Source organism: Enterobacter cloacae complex sp. 302F9, from assembly GCF_050030335.1.
GTDB lineage: Bacteria > Pseudomonadota > Gammaproteobacteria > Enterobacterales > Enterobacteriaceae > Enterobacter > Enterobacter hormaechei_C.
In genome coordinates this window covers 263,742-281,639 of sequence record NZ_JBLGUC010000001.1, presented here as the reverse complement: position 1 = coordinate 281,639, position 17,898 = coordinate 263,742, and the positions used below count along the sequence as shown (strand labels likewise).

General features: G+C 52.3%; 13 protein-coding genes and 4 tRNA genes. 4 read left to right on the top strand and 13 right to left on the bottom strand.

The annotated features are described in order from the left end of the window. The first annotated feature begins 151 nt into the window (after nt 1–151). The 3 genes from ACQG0T_RS01375 (at nt 152) to ACQG0T_RS01365 (ending at nt 2,499) form a co-directional block, all read left to right on the top strand. Complete coding sequence (locus ACQG0T_RS01375) at nt 152–1,693, top strand: sensor domain-containing diguanylate cyclase (RefSeq protein ID WP_271040518.1); 1,542 nt, start codon at nt 152–154, stop codon at nt 1,691–1,693. A gap of 180 nt (nt 1,694–1,873) precedes the next feature. Then, nucleotides 1,874–2,182: a PTS sugar transporter subunit IIB gene (locus ACQG0T_RS01370; RefSeq protein ID WP_010425948.1), complete on the top strand. Its 309-nt coding sequence runs from the start codon at nt 1,874–1,876 to the stop codon at nt 2,180–2,182. After that, on the top strand, nt 2,182–2,499 hold the full coding sequence (locus ACQG0T_RS01365; RefSeq protein ID WP_003862327.1) for a PTS lactose/cellobiose transporter subunit IIA: 318 nt from the start codon (nt 2,182–2,184) through the stop codon (nt 2,497–2,499). Before ACQG0T_RS01370 ends, ACQG0T_RS01365 begins: the two co-directional genes overlap by 1 nt. Before the next feature lie 58 nt (nt 2,500–2,557). Here the strand turns inward: ACQG0T_RS01365 and rpoC are convergent, their stop codons facing one another. The 13 genes from rpoC to ACQG0T_RS01300 all read right to left on the bottom strand — a co-directional run bounded on the left by rpoC (nt 2,558) and on the right by ACQG0T_RS01300 (nt 16,620). Next, nucleotides 2,558–6,781: a DNA-directed RNA polymerase subunit beta' gene (rpoC, locus tag ACQG0T_RS01360; RefSeq protein WP_017384083.1), complete on the bottom strand. Its 4,224-nt coding sequence runs from the start codon at nt 6,779–6,781 to the stop codon at nt 2,558–2,560. Nucleotides 6,782–6,857: 76 nt separating this feature from the next. Further along, nucleotides 6,858–10,886, bottom strand: coding sequence for a DNA-directed RNA polymerase subunit beta (gene rpoB / locus ACQG0T_RS01355; protein ID WP_008503453.1), 4,029 nt, complete (start codon nt 10,884–10,886; stop codon nt 6,858–6,860). A 319-nt stretch (nt 10,887–11,205) separates the two neighbouring features. Then, on the bottom strand, nt 11,206–11,571 hold the full coding sequence (gene rplL, locus ACQG0T_RS01350) for a 50S ribosomal protein L7/L12 (protein ID WP_002445276.1): 366 nt from the start codon (nt 11,569–11,571) through the stop codon (nt 11,206–11,208). 66 nt (nt 11,572–11,637) lie between these two features. Continuing rightward, nucleotides 11,638–12,135: a 50S ribosomal protein L10 gene (gene rplJ / locus ACQG0T_RS01345; protein WP_003862338.1), complete on the bottom strand. Its 498-nt coding sequence runs from the start codon at nt 12,133–12,135 to the stop codon at nt 11,638–11,640. A gap of 289 nt (nt 12,136–12,424) precedes the next feature. Beyond that, nucleotides 12,425–13,129 (bottom strand): 50S ribosomal protein L1, encoded by a 705-nt coding sequence (gene rplA, locus ACQG0T_RS01340; RefSeq protein ID WP_006810530.1) that lies wholly within the window; start codon nt 13,127–13,129, stop codon nt 12,425–12,427. A 3-nt stretch (nt 13,130–13,132) separates the two neighbouring features. Next, complete coding sequence (gene rplK / locus ACQG0T_RS01335; RefSeq protein WP_003862340.1) at nt 13,133–13,561, bottom strand: 50S ribosomal protein L11; 429 nt, start codon at nt 13,559–13,561, stop codon at nt 13,133–13,135. A 156-nt stretch (nt 13,562–13,717) separates the two neighbouring features. Beyond that, entirely contained in the window at nt 13,718–14,263 is a 546-nt protein-coding gene (nusG, locus tag ACQG0T_RS01330; protein WP_003862341.1) for a transcription termination/antitermination protein NusG, read from the bottom strand. Nucleotide 14,264: 1 nt separating this feature from the next. Beyond that, nucleotides 14,265–14,648 (bottom strand): preprotein translocase subunit SecE, encoded by a 384-nt coding sequence (secE, locus tag ACQG0T_RS01325; protein WP_003862342.1) that lies wholly within the window; start codon nt 14,646–14,648, stop codon nt 14,265–14,267. Nucleotides 14,649–14,875: 227 nt separating this feature from the next. Further along, on the bottom strand, nt 14,876–16,060 hold the full coding sequence (gene tuf, locus ACQG0T_RS01320; RefSeq protein ID WP_014885484.1) for an elongation factor Tu: 1,185 nt from the start codon (nt 16,058–16,060) through the stop codon (nt 14,876–14,878). A gap of 118 nt (nt 16,061–16,178) precedes the next feature. Beyond that, nucleotides 16,179–16,254 (bottom strand) — tRNA-Thr (locus tag ACQG0T_RS01315). 6 nt (nt 16,255–16,260) lie between these two features. Beyond that, nucleotides 16,261–16,335: transfer RNA gene (locus tag ACQG0T_RS01310), tRNA-Gly, on the bottom strand. A 116-nt stretch (nt 16,336–16,451) separates the two neighbouring features. Beyond that, nucleotides 16,452–16,536: transfer RNA gene (locus ACQG0T_RS01305), tRNA-Tyr, on the bottom strand. Between the two features lie 8 nt (nt 16,537–16,544). Continuing rightward, a tRNA-Thr gene (locus tag ACQG0T_RS01300) sits at nt 16,545–16,620 on the bottom strand. A gap of 317 nt (nt 16,621–16,937) precedes the next feature. Here ACQG0T_RS01300 and coaA point away from each other — a divergent pair. Then, nucleotides 16,938–17,888 (top strand): type I pantothenate kinase, encoded by a 951-nt coding sequence (coaA, locus tag ACQG0T_RS01295; RefSeq protein ID WP_015569977.1) that lies wholly within the window; start codon nt 16,938–16,940, stop codon nt 17,886–17,888. Nucleotides 17,889–17,898: the final 10 nt, after the last annotated feature.

Below are 17,898 nucleotides of genomic sequence, written 5' to 3'. Positions count from 1 at the left end.
CAATAAATACGTCGTTTCTTATCTACGCTTAAGATAAATCATCTCGTCGGTAATCGCCTTCTGTATAATTTACTACCAGCAACCGGACAGCGACTATGCTGAGGGTATCGACAGACGCAACGCGTCTACCATCTGGATTGATGTACAACTCATGGCACTCCACAGTAAAAAGCTCTCTTTTACCCGGCCAATTATGGTCAGCTTCGCGGGGATCCTGTTCAGTTTCGCGCTGATCGCCGTCCTGGTCGTCCTTTCACAGAGAAAGGATTTTCTTGAGGATTATCATAAAATTAATGGTAATTTCACCCATAATCTGGCGGTGAACTATACCGAATCCATCCTGCGAGAAAATGACTATATTCTTGGTCGCGCTGCGATGTACTTCGCCCGTAACGACAGAGTAAATCAGACAATAAATATCGATCCGACACACGGTTTCCAGATGTTGATGCATTTGCAGAACCTGATGCCGACGGTGTCGTCTATCTCTCTGGCGGACACAGAAGGGCGCCATCTGCGCGCGCCGGAAGTGCTGCCAACGGAGAAAAGTAAGTCGTTCGACGCCAGAACCCGCCCATGGTTTGTCGGGCAAGCGGAAGCCAGCAACTTTCCTCACTACACCCGCCCCTATCTGGACTATTTCACCCAACATCCTACTGTCACCCTCTATAAGCCGGTCATTTCACCGGAAGGCCGTCTGAAGGGCACGCTCGCTTTCCATCTTGATTTAACGTCCATGGGGTATACCCTGCGCCAGATGGTGGCGCCTGTTCAGGGTGAGTTTTTTGTCGTGGAGCGTGACGGCGCCGTTGTGCTGCATCCGGACACGGGGGCGCTCTTTAAGCAGTATGTAAGCGAAGCGCTGATGGACAAAATGACCAGCGGCGAAGGCCATCTTTTCGACCCCAAAAGTAAAACCTGGTATTACTACTACTCTTTCACCAATCCGGACTGGTTTGTGATTTATCGGGTCTCCGATGCCACGCTTAACGTCATCACCCGGCATGAAACCACCGTCGTCGGCTGGGGATTTGCGCTGGCGGCAATCATCATCATTTTGTTCGGGCTTTACCTTCGTCATGCCTCGCGTTCTGTGCTGATGAACATTATCAACGCCATCAAAACCGGCGACGTCAACCAGGCACCACGCCTTGAGGCGATGCTCAGCCATACCATTCGAACCAATAAAGAACGCGAGCTGGCCTATGTCCGTCAGGCCACCCATGATGCGCTGACAGGCTGCAAAAATCGCCGTGCGTTCGATAACGATGTGGATGAGCTGCTGACCGCTCATCAACCCTTCGTTCTGGCGCTGATCGACATCGATAACTTCAAATCCATTAACGACACCTGGGGCCACCTGAGCGGAGATATTGTGCTGCGCAACGTGGCGCGGGAAGGTATTCAGATCATGCAGCCGCACCACGTTTCCGTTTACCGCTACGGTGGAGAAGAGTTCGGCGTGATATTCCCGGCCGAGCTGATGAACTCCGCGCACGCGCTACTGGAAGCCTGGCGCACCGCCGTTGAAAAGCGGACCTGGCGGGAAGAGAATCTGCGAGTGACCTTCAGCGCCGGGATGGGGGAGTGGCACTTCGAACCGCTGGAACAATTTATCGGTAGCGTAGATGAAGCGCTGTATACCGCTAAACAACAGGGTAAAAACCGCATCGTAAGCACGGCCAGCCGATAATACCCTTCCTCAAATTCTGCCCGATCTGACGGGCAGAATGCTCTCCGCTGTAAAATTGTAACCGGTTTCAGGAAAATGCCGATTTCTTTGTGATGCCTGACACACAATCGCGGTAAAGCGGTTGTTGAAGCGGTCTGCACGGGATAATTATCAATAAACACATGTAGATCGAGGCTGACTATGAAGAACATCGTTTTATGCTGTGCAGCGGGAATGTCAACCAGCATGCTGGTTCAACGTATGAAAGATGCCGCGCAGAAAAAAGGAGTCGAAGTAACCATTAAAGCCGTTCCGGTCGCGGAGTTTAAAGATAACATCGCGACGGCTGATATCGTATTACTGGGGCCACAGGTTAAATACGAACAGGCAAAACTCCAGGCGCAGGCCGATCCGCTCGGAAAAAAGGTTGCGGTCATCGACATGATGGATTACGGCATGATGAAAGGTGATGCCGTACTGGAAAAAGCGCTCAAACTTCTGGAGTCATAATGGAAGACTTAGAAACCACGATTATGGAACTGCTTGTCAACGCAGGCGCAGCGCGCAGCGCGGCCCTGACGGCGTTGCAGATGGCGCGAAAAGGCGACTTTGATGAAGCCGAGAAAGCGATGGAAGAATCGCGTGAATATGTGAAACATGCGCATACGATCCAGACGCAGCTTATCGGTCTTGATGAAGGGACCGGGAAACTTCCGGTTAACCTGATCACCGTTCACTCTCAGGATCACCTGATGAACGCGATGGTTATTCAGGATCTGGCGGGCGATATGATTGAGCTTTATCGACGTATCCCGTTAGTGAACTGAAGACATACAGACGTAAAAAAACCCGCCGAGGCGGGTTTTTTATTTACGGCATCAACGATTACTCGTTGTCGGAACCGCCCAGACCTGCGTTCAGCAGTTCTGCAAGGCTCGCGGATGCATCTTCGGCAGTCACCTGCGGTGCAGCTGGCAGTTCGCCCGCTGCGCGACGACGCATACGATCCTGGTGGTACGCATAACCGGTACCGGCCGGGATCAGACGACCCACGATAACGTTCTCTTTCAGACCGCGCAATTCATCACGTTTACCTGCAACAGCCGCTTCGGTCAGGACACGAGTGGTTTCCTGGAACGATGCAGCAGAGATGAAGGACTCGGTTGCCAGAGACGCTTTGGTGATACCCAGCAGATCGCGTGCGAAGGTCGCACCGATTTTGCCGTTCGCTTCCAGATCGCGGTTAGCGATCTTAACGCGTGAGTATTCAACCTGCTCGCCTTCCAGGAAGTCGGAGCTGCCCGCGTTTTCGATGGTTGCTTTACGCAGCATCTGACGAACGATAACTTCAATGTGTTTATCGTTAATCTTAACGCCTTGCAGACGGTATACGTCCTGTACTTCGTTAACAATGTAACGGGTAACAGCATGCACACCACGCAGACGCAGGATGTCGTGCGGCGCTTCTGGACCATCGGAAACCACGTCACCACGTTCTACGCGTTCACCTTCGAACACGTTGAGCTGACGCCACTTAGGAATCATCTCTTCGTACGGCTCGCTGCCATCTACTGGCGTAATAACCAGGCGGCGCTTACCTTTGGTCTCTTTACCGAAGGAGATGATACCGCTGATTTCAGCCAGGATCGCAGGCTCTTTCGGACGACGTGCTTCGAACAGGTCCGCAACGCGTGGCAGACCACCGGTGATGTCCTTGGTACCGCCGGATTCCTGAGGAATACGCGCCAGGGTGTCACCAGAGCTGATCTGTACGCCATCTTCCAGCTGTACAATCGCTTTACCCGGCAGGAAGTACTGCGCAGGCATATCGGTACCAGGGATCAGAACGTCGTTGCCCTGAGCATCAACGATTTTCAGTGCAGGACGCAGATCTTTACCGCCGGTAGTACGTTCAGCAGAATCCAGAACCACCAGAGAAGACAGACCGGTCAGCTCGTCGGTCTGACGAGTAATGGTCTGGCCGTCGATCATGTCAGTGAAGCGGATGAAACCACTTACTTCGGTGATAACCGGCATGGTGTGTGGATCCCAGTTTGCAACGGTTTCACCGCCAGCAACCTGCTCGCCATCACCTTTCGCCATAACCGCACCGTAAGGCACTTTATAGCTCTCTTTGGTACGACCGAATTCGTCGATCAGCTTCAGCTCGGTGTTACGGGAAGTGATAACCAGTTTACCGCTGGAGTTCACAACCGACTTCGCGTTGCTGAGCTTGATGCTACCTTTGTTTTTCACCTGGATGCTGGATTCAGCAGCCGCACGAGATGCCGCACCACCGATGTGGAACGTACGCATCGTCAGCTGTGTACCCGGCTCACCGATGGACTGTGCCGCGATAACGCCGATAGCCTCACCTTTGTTGATGATGTGGCCACGCGCCAGGTCACGACCGTAGCAGTGCGCACACACACCAAAGTCGGTGTCACAGGATACAACGGAACGCACTTTCACGGAGTCAACAGAGTTCGCTTCCAGCAGGTCACACCACTGTTCGTGCAGCAGGGTGTTGCGTGGAACCAGAATGTCTGCGGTGCCCGGCTTCAGAATGTCTTCCGCGGTCACACGACCCAGTACGCGATCGCGCAGCGGCTCTTTAACATCACCACCCTCGATAACCGGGGTCATGGTGATACCTTCGAGGGTGCCACAATCGTCTTCGGTGACGACCAGATCCTGCGCAACGTCAACCAGACGACGCGTCAGATAACCGGAGTTCGCCGTTTTCAGTGCGGTATCCGCCAGACCTTTACGCGCACCGTGCGTGGAGATGAAGTACTGGAGTACGTTCAGACCTTCACGGAAGTTCGCGGTGATTGGCGTTTCGATGATGGAGCCATCTGGCTTCGCCATCAGACCACGCATACCTGCCAGCTGACGAATCTGTGCCGCAGAACCACGCGCACCGGAGTCGGCCATCATGTAGATGCTGTTGAAGGAGACCTGCTGCTCTTCTACGCCGTCACGGTTAATCACGGTTTCGGTTTGCAGGTTATCCATCATCGCTTTAGATACACGATCGTTCGCCGCAGCCCAGATATCGATAACTTTGTTGTAACGTTCGCCTGCGGTTACCAGACCAGACTGGAACTGCTCCTGGATCTCAGCAACTTCAGCTTCCGCTTCAGAGATGATCTCGTGTTTCTTCTCTGGGATGACCATGTCATCGATACCAACAGATGCACCTGAACGCGCTGCATAAGCAAAGCCGGTGTACATTGTCTGGTCAGCGAAGATAACGGTCGGCTTCAGACCCAGAATGCGGTAACAGGTGTTCAGCATTTTGGAGATCGCTTTCTTGCCCAGCGCCTGGTTGACGATGGAGAAAGGCAGACCTTTCGGTACGATCATCCACAGAATGGCACGGCCAACGGTCGTGTCTTTCAGGCTGGTGTGCGCAACGAACTCGCCGTTTTCATCTTTTTCGTATTCGGTGATACGCACTTTAACGCGCGCATGCAGAGAGGCCAGGCCAGCGCGATAAATACGCTCAGCTTCTTTCGGGCCAGTCAGCACCATGCCTTCGCCTTTGGCGTTAACACAGTCACGGGTCATGTAGTACAGACCCAGTACAACGTCCTGAGAAGGAACGATGATAGGTTCACCGTTCGCTGGAGACAGGATGTTGTTGGTAGACATCATCAGCGCACGCGCTTCGAGCTGGGCTTCCAGCGTCAGCGGTACGTGAACAGCCATCTGGTCACCATCGAAGTCGGCGTTATAGGCCGCACAAACCAGCGGGTGCAGCTGGATCGCTTTACCTTCGATCAGGACTGGCTCAAAGGCCTGGATACCCAGACGGTGCAGAGTTGGTGCACGGTTCAGCAGTACCGGGTGTTCGCGGATCACTTCGTCCAGGATATCCCAAACGACAGCTTCTTCACGCTCAACCATTTTCTTCGCGGCTTTGATGGTGGTGGCGAGGCCACGCAGTTCCAGCTTGCCGTAGATGAACGGTTTGAACAGCTCCAGTGCCATTTTCTTCGGCAGACCGCACTGATGCAGACGCAGGTATGGACCTACGGTGATTACAGAACGACCGGAGTAGTCAACACGCTTACCGAGCAGGTTCTGACGGAAACGACCCTGCTTACCTTTGATCATGTCGGCCAAAGATTTCAGAGGACGTTTGTTAGAACCGGTGATCGCACGACCACGACGACCGTTATCTAACAGGGCATCGACTGCTTCCTGAAGCATACGTTTTTCGTTGCGTACGATGATGTCCGGCGCAGCCAGATCCAGCAGACGTTTCAGACGGTTGTTACGGTTGATCACGCGACGGTACAGATCGTTCAGATCCGACGTTGCGAAACGACCACCATCCAGCGGAACCAGCGGACGCAGATCTGGCGGCAGAACCGGCAGAACGGTCAGGATCATCCACTCTGGTTTGTTACCAGACTGAACGAACGCTTCCAGCAGTTTGATACGCTTGGTCAGCTTTTTACGCTTGGTTTCGGAGTTGGTTTCGTTCAGCTCTTCGCGCAGAGTTTCACACTCTTGCTCCAGATCCATGCTCTTCAGCAGGGCCTGGATAGCTTCCGCACCCATCTTCGCGTCGAATTCGTCACCGAACTCTTCCAGCGCGTCCAGGTACTGTTCTTCGGTCAGGATCTGGTTACGTTCCAGATTGGTCATCCCGCCTTCGATAACCACATAAGATTCGAAGTACAGAACACGTTCGATATCGCGCAGCGGCATGTCCAGCAGCAGACCGATACGGGACGGCAGAGATTTCAGGAACCAGATGTGAGCGGTCGGAGACGCCAGCTCGATGTGGCCCATACGCTCACGGCGTACTTTGGTCTGGGTCACTTCAACGCCGCACTTCTCACAGATCACACCACGGTGTTTCAGGCGCTTGTACTTACCGCACAGGCACTCGTAATCTTTTACTGGCCCGAAAATACGCGCACAGAAAAGGCCGTCACGCTCAGGTTTGAACGTACGGTAGTTAATGGTTTCCGGCTTTTTAACTTCACCGAAAGACCATGAACGGATCATGTCTGGCGAAGCCAGAGCAATTTTGATCGCATCAAACTCTTCGGTTTTAGTTTGCGCTTTCAGAAACTTTAATAAGTCTTTCACGGATTTGCTCCCGTCGGAGTTAGCACACTCTGCTGTCGGGCGTTAACCCGACAGCAGTGACCTGTTTGAGCGAGAATTACTCGTCTTCCAGTTCGATGTTGATACCCAGCGAACGAATCTCTTTCAACAGTACGTTGAAGGATTCTGGCATGCCCGGTTCCATCTGATGGTTGCCGTCTACGATGTTCTTATACATCTTAGTACGACCGTTCACGTCATCAGACTTAACGGTGAGCATTTCCTGCAAGGTGTATGCTGCGCCGTATGCTTCCAGCGCCCACACTTCCATCTCCCCGAAGCGCTGACCACCGAACTGAGCCTTACCACCCAGCGGCTGCTGAGTAACCAGGCTGTAAGAACCGGTAGAACGAGCGTGCATCTTGTCGTCGACCAGGTGGTTCAGTTTCAGCATGTACATGTAACCTACGGTTACCGGACGCTCGAACTGTTCACCGGTACGGCCGTCAAACAGCGTAATCTGACCAGACGTTGGCAGACCACCCAGTTGCAGCAGCTCTTTAATTTCAGCTTCTTTTGCACCGTCGAATACCGGCGTTGCAATTGGCATACCTTTGCGCAGGTTCTCTGCCAGACGCAGCACTTCTTCATCGCTGAAGGTGTTCAGGTCGACTTTCTGACGAACGTCGGTACCCAGATCGTAGGCACGCTGGATGAACTCGCGCAGTTTCGCGACTTCCTGCTGCTGTTTCAGCATGGCGTTGATCTTATCGCCGATACCTTTCGCAGCCATACCCAGGTGGGTTTCCAGAATCTGACCGATGTTCATACGAGACGGTACGCCCAGTGGGTTCAGTACGATATCTACCGGCGTACCGTTAGCATCGTGCGGCATATCTTCGATCGGGTTGATCTTAGAGATAACACCCTTGTTACCGTGACGACCTGCCATCTTATCACCAGGCTGGATCTGACGTTTAACAGCCAGATACACCTTAACAATCTTCAGCACGCCTGGTGCCAGATCGTCGCCCTGAGTGATTTTGCGGCGTTTCGCTTCGAGTTTTTTCTCGAACTCGTGTTTCAGTTCGTCATACTGCTCAGCCAGCTGTTCCAGCTGATTCTGTTTCTCTTCGTCGGTCAGGCCCAGTTCCAGCCAGCGATCGCGTGGCAGTTTGTCGAGCTTCTCAGCTTCAACGCCACCGGCAACCAGCACCGCATAGATACGGCTGAACAGACCTGCTTCGAGGATTTGCAGTTCTTCAGACAGGTCTTTCTTAGCCTGTTTGAGCTGCATCTCTTCGATTTCCAGCGCACGCTTATCTTTCTCAACGCCGTCACGGGTGAAGACCTGAACGTCGATAACCGTACCGGAAACACCGTTTGGTACGCGCAGAGAAGAGTCTTTAACGTCAGACGCTTTCTCACCGAAGATAGCACGCAGCAGTTTCTCTTCTGGCGTCAGCTGGGTTTCGCCTTTCGGCGTGACCTTACCAACCAGAATGTCACCGCCGGTCACTTCCGCGCCGATGTAAACAATACCGGATTCATCCAGTTTAGAGAGCGCAGCTTCACCCACGTTCGGGATGTCAGCGGTGATCTCTTCTGGCCCCAGCTTGGTGTCACGGGACACACATGCCAGTTCCTGAATGTGGATGGTGGTGAAACGATCTTCCTGAACCACACGCTCGGAGACGAGGATGGAGTCTTCGAAGTTGTAACCATTCCACGGCATGAACGCTACGCGCATGTTCTGACCGAGCGCCAGTTCACCGAGGTCGGTGGACGGACCGTCTGCCAGCACGTCGCCGCGCTCAACTGGCTCACCCAGAGACACACATGGCATCTGGTTGATACAGGTGTTCTGGTTAGAACGGGTGTATTTGGTCAGGTTATAGATGTCGATACCCGCTTCGCCCGGATACATCTCGTCTTCGTTAACTTTGATAACGATACGGGATGCGTCAACGTACTGTACGGTACCGCCACGCTTAGCAACTGCGGTAACACCGGAGTCAACGGCAACAGCACGTTCCATACCGGTACCAACCAGCGGCTTATCAGCACGCAGAGTTGGAACGGCCTGACGTTGCATGTTCGCACCCATCAATGCACGGTTGGCGTCATCGTGTTCCAGGAACGGGATCAGGGACGCACCGACGGATACCACCTGCTGGGTGGATACGTCCATGTAGTCAACCTGGTCGCGGCTGAACAAGCTGGATTCGCCTTTGCTACGGCAGGTAACCAGATCTTCTACAAAGTGGCCTTCGTCATCCAGGTTGGAGTTCGCCTGAGCGATAACGTAGTTGCCTTCTTCGATAGCAGACAGGTAATGAATTTCGTCAGTAACAACACCGTCGGTCACTTTACGATACGGGGTCTCGAGGAAACCGTATTCGTTCGTCTGTGCGTACACGGACAGGGAGTTGATCAGACCGATGTTTGGACCTTCAGGCGTTTCGATTGGACATACGCGACCGTAGTGAGTCGGGTGTACGTCTCGAACTTCAAAGCCTGCGCGTTCACGGGTCAGACCGCCTGGGCCGAGTGCGGAGATACGACGTTTGTGCGTGATCTCAGACAGCGGGTTGTTCTGGTCCATGAACTGAGACAGCTGGCTGGAACCGAAGAACTCTTTCACTGCCGCAGAAATCGGCTTGGCGTTGATCATATCCTGAGGCATCAGGGTATCCAGATCGCCCAGAGACAGACGCTCTTTCACCGCACGCTCTACACGTACCAGGCCAACGCGGAACTGGTTTTCCGCCATTTCGCCTACGGAACGGATACGACGGTTGCCGAGGTGGTCGATATCGTCCACTTCGCCTTTACCGTTACGGATATCGATGAGCTTCTTCATCACTTCAATGATGTCGTCTTTGCTCAGGATACCGGAACCTTCGATTTCGTCGCGCAGCAGAGAACGGTTGAACTTCATACGACCAACCGCGGACAGATCGTAGCGGTCTTCGGAGAAGAACAGGTTCTCGAACAGGCTTTCAGCCGCTTCGCGAGTTGGTGGCTCACCAGGACGCATCATGCGGTAGATTTCGACCAGCGCGCTCAGACGATCGTTGGTTGGGTCGACGCGTACAGTCTCAGAGATGTACGGACCGTGGTCCAGATCGTTGGTGAACAGCGTTTCGATACGTTTGTGGCCAGCCTGGCTCAGCTTAGCCAGCAGATCCAGGCTCAGCTCCATGTTCGCCGGGCAGATCAGCTCGCCAGTTGATTCATCAACGTAATCTTTCGCGGCTACTTTTCCTGCAATGTATTCAACCGGAACTTCGATGTGTTTGATATCATCTTTTTCCAGCTGGCGGATGTGGCGCGCGGTGATACGGCGACCTTTTTCCACATACACTTTGCCGTCGGCTTCGATGTCGAACGACGCGGTCTCACCACGCAGACGTTCCGGCACCAACTCCATCTGCAACTTGTTGTCGCGGATTTCAAAGATCACTTTCTCAAAGAACAGGTCCAGGATCTGCTCAGTGGTATAGTTCAGTGCACGCAGAATGATGGTTGCAGGCAGCTTACGACGACGGTCGATACGGACAAACAGGTTGTCTTTTGGATCGAATTCGAAGTCCAGCCATGAACCACGGTAAGGAATGATGCGTGCGTTATACAGTACTTTACCGGAAGAGTGCGTTTTACCTTTATCGCTGTCGAAGAAGACGCCCGGGCTACGGTGCAGCTGGGAAACGATAACACGCTCAGTACCGTTGATAACGAAAGTACCGTTGTCCGTCATGAGTGGAATTTCACCCATGTAGACTTCTTGTTCTTTAATGTCTTTTACGGTGCCTTCCGGCGCTTCGCGCTCGTAGATCACCAGACGCAGTTTTACGCGCAGCGGTGCGGAATAGGTCACGCCACGGATCTGACATTCCTGAACGTCAAACACCGGTTCGCCAAGGCGGTAGCTGACGTACTGCAGCTCGGAATTACCGCTGTAGCTCTGAATCGGGAACACGGAACGGAAGGCTGCTTCCAGGCCGTACTGCCCTTCAGGATCTTGCTCGATAAACTTCTGGAACGAGTCAAGCTGGATAGAAAGGAGATATGGAATGTCCAGAACTTGTGGACGTTTACCAAAATCCTTACGAATACGTTTTTTCTCGGTATAGGAGTAAACCATAGGGTTCCTCAGCTCGCTGACAAGTCGACCCATCTGTCCGACGAAGGGACAGTTTGTGCAACACCATTTTGTGGACCGGAAAATTGAATACTTTCCGCAATACCTGTTGCTATCACGCTTAAACCATTTCATTGCGATTTACACAGAGCGAGCACCCTGTCGCAGTATATTAAGTCGTCGATAGAAACAAGCATTGTCAGGACAACCAGCAGTCAAACAGTGTGAAATGCTGCTGATGCCTTACAGCGCAAAAAGGCTGGTGACTAAAAAGTCACCAGCCATCAGCCTAATTGCTTAGGCTGCAACCAGAAAAGTTGGCTTATTTAACTTCAACTTCAGCGCCAGCTTCTTCCAGAGATTTTTTCAGTGCTTCTGCGTCGTCTTTGCTCACGCCTTCTTTCAGCGCAGCTGGAGCAGATTCTACCAGGTCTTTAGCTTCTTTCAGACCCAGGCCAGTTGCGCCACGTACTGCTTTGATTACAGCAACTTTGTTCGCGCCAGCAGCTTTCAGAATTACGTCGAATTCAGTTTTTTCTTCAGCAGCTTCAGCCGGGCCCGCAGCTACAGCTACAGCAGCAGCAGCAGAAACACCGAATTTTTCTTCCATTGCAGAAACCAGCTCTACAACGTCCATTACGGACATAGCTGCTACTGCTTCAATGATTTGATCTTTAGTGATAGACATTTAAATTGTTCCTGAAAATCAGAATAAGTTTATACGTAAGCAAATGCTTTATAAAGATAACTGCGATTAAGCAGCTTCTTTCGCATCGCGTACAGCAGCCAGAGTGCGAACCAGTTTGCCAGCCGCAGCTTCTTTCATGGTTGCCATCAGGCGTGCAATTGCTTCTTCGTAGGTCGGCAGGGTTGCCAGGCGATCGATTTGCGATGCCGGGATCAACTCACCTTCAAAGGCTGCAGCTTTGACCTCAAATTTTGCATTCGCTTTCGCGAACTCTTTGAACAGACGAGCAGCAGCGCCCGGGTGTTCCATAGAGTATGCAATCAGGGTCGGACCAACAAACGTGTCTTTCAGGCACTCGAACTGAGTACCTTCAACTACGCGACGCAGCAGGGTGTTACGAACAACACGCATGTATACGCCAGCTTCACGACCTGCTTTACGCAGTTCAGTCATTTTGTCTACAGTAACGCCACGGGAATCCGCAACTACTGCAGACAGCGCGCCTTTGGCTACTTCGCTGACTTCAGCAACAATCGCTTGTTTGTCTTGAAGATTTAAAGCCATTAGCTTTGCTCCTGGATGTTTGCCGGAACTCATGTTCCGGAACTCACTTCACTCGACCCAACGGGAAGAGCGTCTTAATACGGTGAGCAGAAACAAGCCAGAGTATTTAAAATAATCTTAGCGTTCTGTCACCGTCTACGCAGGGGATTAAGTTTCTTGCGAAACACCTGCGGTCTTCGACGGAGGCCTGGATAGGCCAGGCTCCAACGAACAATTCTTTTAGCCGCTAACTTTTGTTAGCAAACGTGGGGGTAAGATTGTAGACAAAATCACCGCCCACGTAAAGGCATTAGTTTGCAGCAGCGCTCAGGCCAGCCTGGTCAACTGCAACACCTGCACCCATGGTGGTGGAGATGCTAACTTTCTTGATGTACACGCCTTTCGCCTGAGTTGGTTTTGCTTTTTTCAGCGCAACCAGCAGAGCTTCCAGGTTTTCTTTCAGTTTGTCAGCGTCAAAGTCCACTTTACCGATGGTGGTGTGGATGATGCCGTTTTTGTCGTTACGGTAACGAACCTGACCTGCTTTAGCGTTCTTAACCGCTTCAGCAACGTTAGGCGTTACAGTACCCACTTTCGGGTTTGGCATCAGGCCGCGTGGACCCAGAACCTGGCCCAGCTGGCCAACAACGCGCATTGCATCTGGAGAAGCAATAACAACGTCAAAGTTCATTTCGCCTTTCTTGATCTGATCAGCCAGATCTTCCATACCTACCAGTTCAGCGCCGGCAGCTTTAGCAGCTTCAGCGTTTGCACCCTGAGCAAATACAGCTACGCGTACGGAACGGCCAGTACCGTGTGGCAGTACAGTTGCGCCACGAACGTTCTGATCGGATTTACGAGCGTCGATGCCCAGGTTAACGGCAACGTCAACGCTTTCAACGAACTTAGCAGTTGCCAGTTCTTTCAGCAGAGCGATAGCTTCGTTGATGTCGTACTGTTTGGTCGCATCAACTTTGTCACGGATCACGGACATGCGCTTGGTCAGTTTAGCCATTTCTTAGTCCTCCACTACCAGGCCCATGGAACGTGCAGTACCTTCGATGGAGCGAGTCATCGCTTCAATGTCGGAACCAGTCATGTCGGCAGCTTTGGTCTGCGCGATTTCCTGCAACTGAGCGCGGGAAATTTTACCCACTTTGTCTTTGTTCGGCTTACCGGAACCAGACTTGATGCCCGCGGCTTTCTTCAGCAGAACTGCTGCTGGAGGGGTTTTGGTAACGAAAGTGAAAGAACGGTCAGCGTAAACAGTGATTACAACTGGGATTGGCAGACCTTTTTCCATGGATTCAGTTTTGGCGTTGAACGCTTTACAGAATTCCATGATGTTCACACCCTGCTGACCCAGAGCTGGACCAACTGGTGGACTTGGGTTCGCCATACCTGCTGCAACCTGCAGCTTGACGTAGGCTTGTACTTTCTTAGCCATTCTAAAATCCTCTGATTGGGTAATAACGCCTCGGAGAGGCTCCCCGTGAATAAAATTCGTTTTACGGGCCGGGGCCCATAAAAACAAAAGGCGCGAAATTGTATTCCAATCTCGCGCCCTGTGCAACGATTAAATCGTCGCTTTTTTGATCGCTGCTTAGGCTTTTTCTACCTGAGCAAAGTCCAGCTCTACCGGGGTCGCACGACCAAAGATAGAAACGGAAACTTTCAGGCGGGACTTCTCGTAGTCCACTTCTTCGACGACGCCATTGAAGTCAGCAAACGGACCGTCGTTAACACGAACCATCTCACCCGGTTCAAACAGCGTTTTCGGACGCGGTTTATCACCAACCTGCTGGAGGCGGTTCATAATCGCATCAACTTCTTTGTCGCTGATTGGCGCCGGACGGTCAGATGTGCCGCCGATAAAGCCCATCACGCGTGGTACGCTGCGCACCAGGTGCCAGCTCGCGTCGTTCATCACCATCTGAACCAGCACGTAACCCGGGAAGAATTTACGCTCGCTTTTGCGACGTTGGCCGCCACGGATCTCAACCACTTCTTCGGTCGGAACCATAACTTCGCCAAATAACTCTTCCATATTGTGTAATTTGATATGCTCACGCAGCGACGTAGCTACGCGGCCTTCAAAACCGGAAAACGCCTGAACGACGTACCAGCGCTTTTTAGGGGCTTCAGACATCTCAGAACCTCAGGCCAGTGATAAAGGATACCAGGCGAACCAGAATACCATCCAGTCCCCACAGGATCAGTGACATTACAGCGGTTACCGCCGCTACAATCAGCGTGGTGTGCAATGTTTCCTGGCGAGTCGGCCAAATGACCTTGCGGACTTCGGTACGCGCTTCGCGGGCAAACGCAACGGTCGCTTTGCCTTTCGTCGTCAACAGCGCGACACCACCCGCCGCAGCAATCAGAATTACCACTGCAAGCGCGCGTAGCGGCAGCATCATGTCACGATAAAGATAGTTGCCGACAATCGCCACAATCAGCAGCACGGCTACAACTACCCATTTCATCGCTTCCAGGCCGCGCCCGCTCCCTTGAGCTTCGGTATTCGCACTCATAAACCAACCTGTCAGAAGTATTCTACAAACATTTTCACCCCGCGTGTGCGAGGCAAACCAATCGAAATGCTATTCGCTTTTCGTATTATACGCTCTCCGCAGAGCCTGTCTCAGCAATGATTATGACAAAATTAATCACTGATGAGCCAGGTTCTGATGTGAAAGCGTGCAAAAAGGGCATCAAATGATGCCCTTTTATTGCGCATTGCGTCAAATGTTATCAGCGATTAGCCGAGAACTTTAGCAACAACGCCCGCGCCAACGGTACGGCCGCCTTCACGGATTGCGAAACGCAGACCGTCGTCCATCGCGATTGGGTGGATCAGCGTCACAACCATCTTGATGTTGTCGCCTGGCATTACCATCTCTACGCCTTCTGGCAGTTCGATGGTACCGGTCACGTCAGTTGTACGGAAGTAGAACTGTGGACGGTAGCCTTTGAAGAACGGAGTATGACGGCCGCCTTCGTCTTTGGACAGAATGTACACTTCAGATTCGAACTTGGTGTGTGGCTTGATTGAGCCTGGCTTCGCCAGAACCTGACCACGTTCGATTTCTTCACGTTTGATACCACGCAGCAGAACACCAACGTTCTCACCAGCACGGCCTTCGTCCAGCAGTTTGCGGAACATTTCAACGCCAGTACAGGTAGACTTCGCAGTCTCTTTGATACCAACGATTTCAACTTCTTCACCAACTTTGATGATACCGCGCTCTACACGACCGGTAACAACGGTACCACGACCGGAGATGGAGAATACGTCTTCGATTGGCAGCAGGAATGGCTTGTCAATCGCACGCTCTGGTTCTGGGATGTAAGAATCCAGGTAGCCAGCCAGTTCGATGATTTTCGCTTCCCACTCTGCGTCGCCTTCCAGCGCTTTCAGCGCGGAACCACGAACGATTGGAGTGTCGTCGCCTGGGAAATCGTACTGAGACAGCAGTTCACGAACTTCCATCTCTACCAGTTCCAGCAGTTCTTCGTCATCAACCATGTCGCATTTGTTCAGGAACACGATGATGTAAGGAACGCCTACCTGACGACCCAGCAGGATGTGCTCACGAGTCTGAGGCATAGGGCCGTCAGTCGCAGCAACAACCAGGATCGCGCCATCCATCTGCGCAGCACCGGTGATCATGTTTTTAACATAGTCGGCGTGGCCTGGGCAGTCTACGTGTGCGTAGTGGCGAGTCGGGGTGTCATACTCAACGTGAGAGGTGTTGATGGTGATACCACGAGCTTTTTCTTCTGGTGCGTTATCGATCTGGTCGAAAGCACGAGCAGCACCGCCGTAGGTTTTAGCCAGTACGGTAGTGATTGCAGCGGTCAGCGTTGTTTTACCATGGTCAACGTGGCCGATAGTACCGACGTTAACGTGCGGTTTTGTACGTTCAAACTTTTCTTTAGACATCGATTGTCCCTCTAAGACACGGATAAATCGGTGATATCACCACATCAACCAGGCGAAAATGCCTGAACTGTTGAATACATTTACATTGAAACAGAGAGAAAGGGAGGGAGAAGTGAAGTGGTGCTGATACCCAGAGTCGAACTGGGGACCTCACCCTTACCAAGGGTGCGCTCTACCAACTGAGCCATATCAGCACGTATTGGAGCGGGCAGCGGGAATCGAACCCGCATCATCAGCTTGGAAGGCTGAGGTAATAGCCATTATACGATGCCCGCATCCTGAAACTCGGCTACCCAGTTCTTTCTGTAACAAAAAAAGAGATTTCTCTCTTTTCTGTTCGAGCTGGTCAATTTTTCCAACCAGCTCCGGCGGCGTTGTCGCTGCCAGAAAGTGGTGGTGGGGGAAGGATTCGAACCTTCGAAGTCTGTGACGGCAGATTTACAGTCTGCTCCCTTTGGCCGCTCGGGAACCCCACCGGACTTGATGGTGCCGACTACCGGAATCGAACTGGTGACCTACTGATTACAAGTCAGTTGCTCTACCTACTGAGCTAAGTCGGCATCAAGTAGCGCGCATTCTATGGAGACCTGCGCAGTCATGCAACTAAAAAATTGCATAAAACGTTCTTTCGCTCACATTTTATTCGAAACCAGGGCTAACCGCTGTAAATTCATCCGCTCACGGTTAAAAATTCAACATGAACGCCTGATTTCGGCACGCTATAGCCCCAGGTGATGCCTGCCCGGTTAAGCATCGCTTTCCCATATTTTTTCTTATTATTCCTCTCATCTGGTGTTAACCTCCTGCCCATTGTCCAAAATTAACTATGTGATGAGCCCGCACCCGCCGTTTCGTGATGGTTCACAGAAGCATGCTTATGAGCAAAAAAGAGCAAACGTTAATGACGCCCTATCTTCAGTTTAACCGTAGCCAGTGGGCAGCCCTGCGTGACTCCGTCCCTATGACACTGACGGAAGGTGAAATCGCACGGCTAAAAGGGATAAACGAAGATCTCTCCCTGGAAGAGGTGGCAGAAATCTATCTCCCCCTTTCTCGCTTGCTTAACTTCTATATCAGTTCCAATTTGCGCCGTCAGGCCGTACTGGAACAGTTCCTCGGCACGAACGGTCAACGTATTCCTTATATCATCAGTATTGCGGGCAGCGTGGCAGTGGGTAAAAGTACCACCGCGCGCGTGCTACAGGCGCTGCTGAGCCGCTGGCCGGAACACCGCAGCGTGGAGCTGATCACCACCGACGGCTTCCTGCATCCCAACGAGGTGTTGAAAGAACGCGGCCTGATGAAAAAGAAGGGCTTCCCGCTCTCTTATGATATGCACCGCCTGGTAAAGTTTGTTTCAGATCTAAAATCGGGCGTACCTCACGTTACCGCGCCGGTTTACTCGCATCTGATCTACGACCGCATCCCGGATGGCGACAAAACGGTTGTGCAGCCCGACATCCTGATTCTGGAAGGCTTAAACGTCCTGCAAAGCGGGATGGATTATCCTCACGATCCGCATCATGTGTTTGTCTCTGACTTTGTCGATTTCTCAATTTATGTCGATGCGCCGGAAGATTTGCTGCAACGCTGGTATATCAACCGCTTCCTGAAGTTCCGCGAAGGCGCGTTCACCGACCCGGATTCCTACTTCCACAACTACGCCCAGCTCTCTGAAGAAGAGGCTATCAGCGTGGCGACCGGGCTGTGGAATGAGATCAACTACGTCAACCTCAAAGAGAACATCCTGCCGACGCGCGAACGCGCAAGCCTGATCCTCACCAAGAGTGAGAAACACGCCGTCGACCAGATTCGTTTACGGAAGTAGATCTCAGACG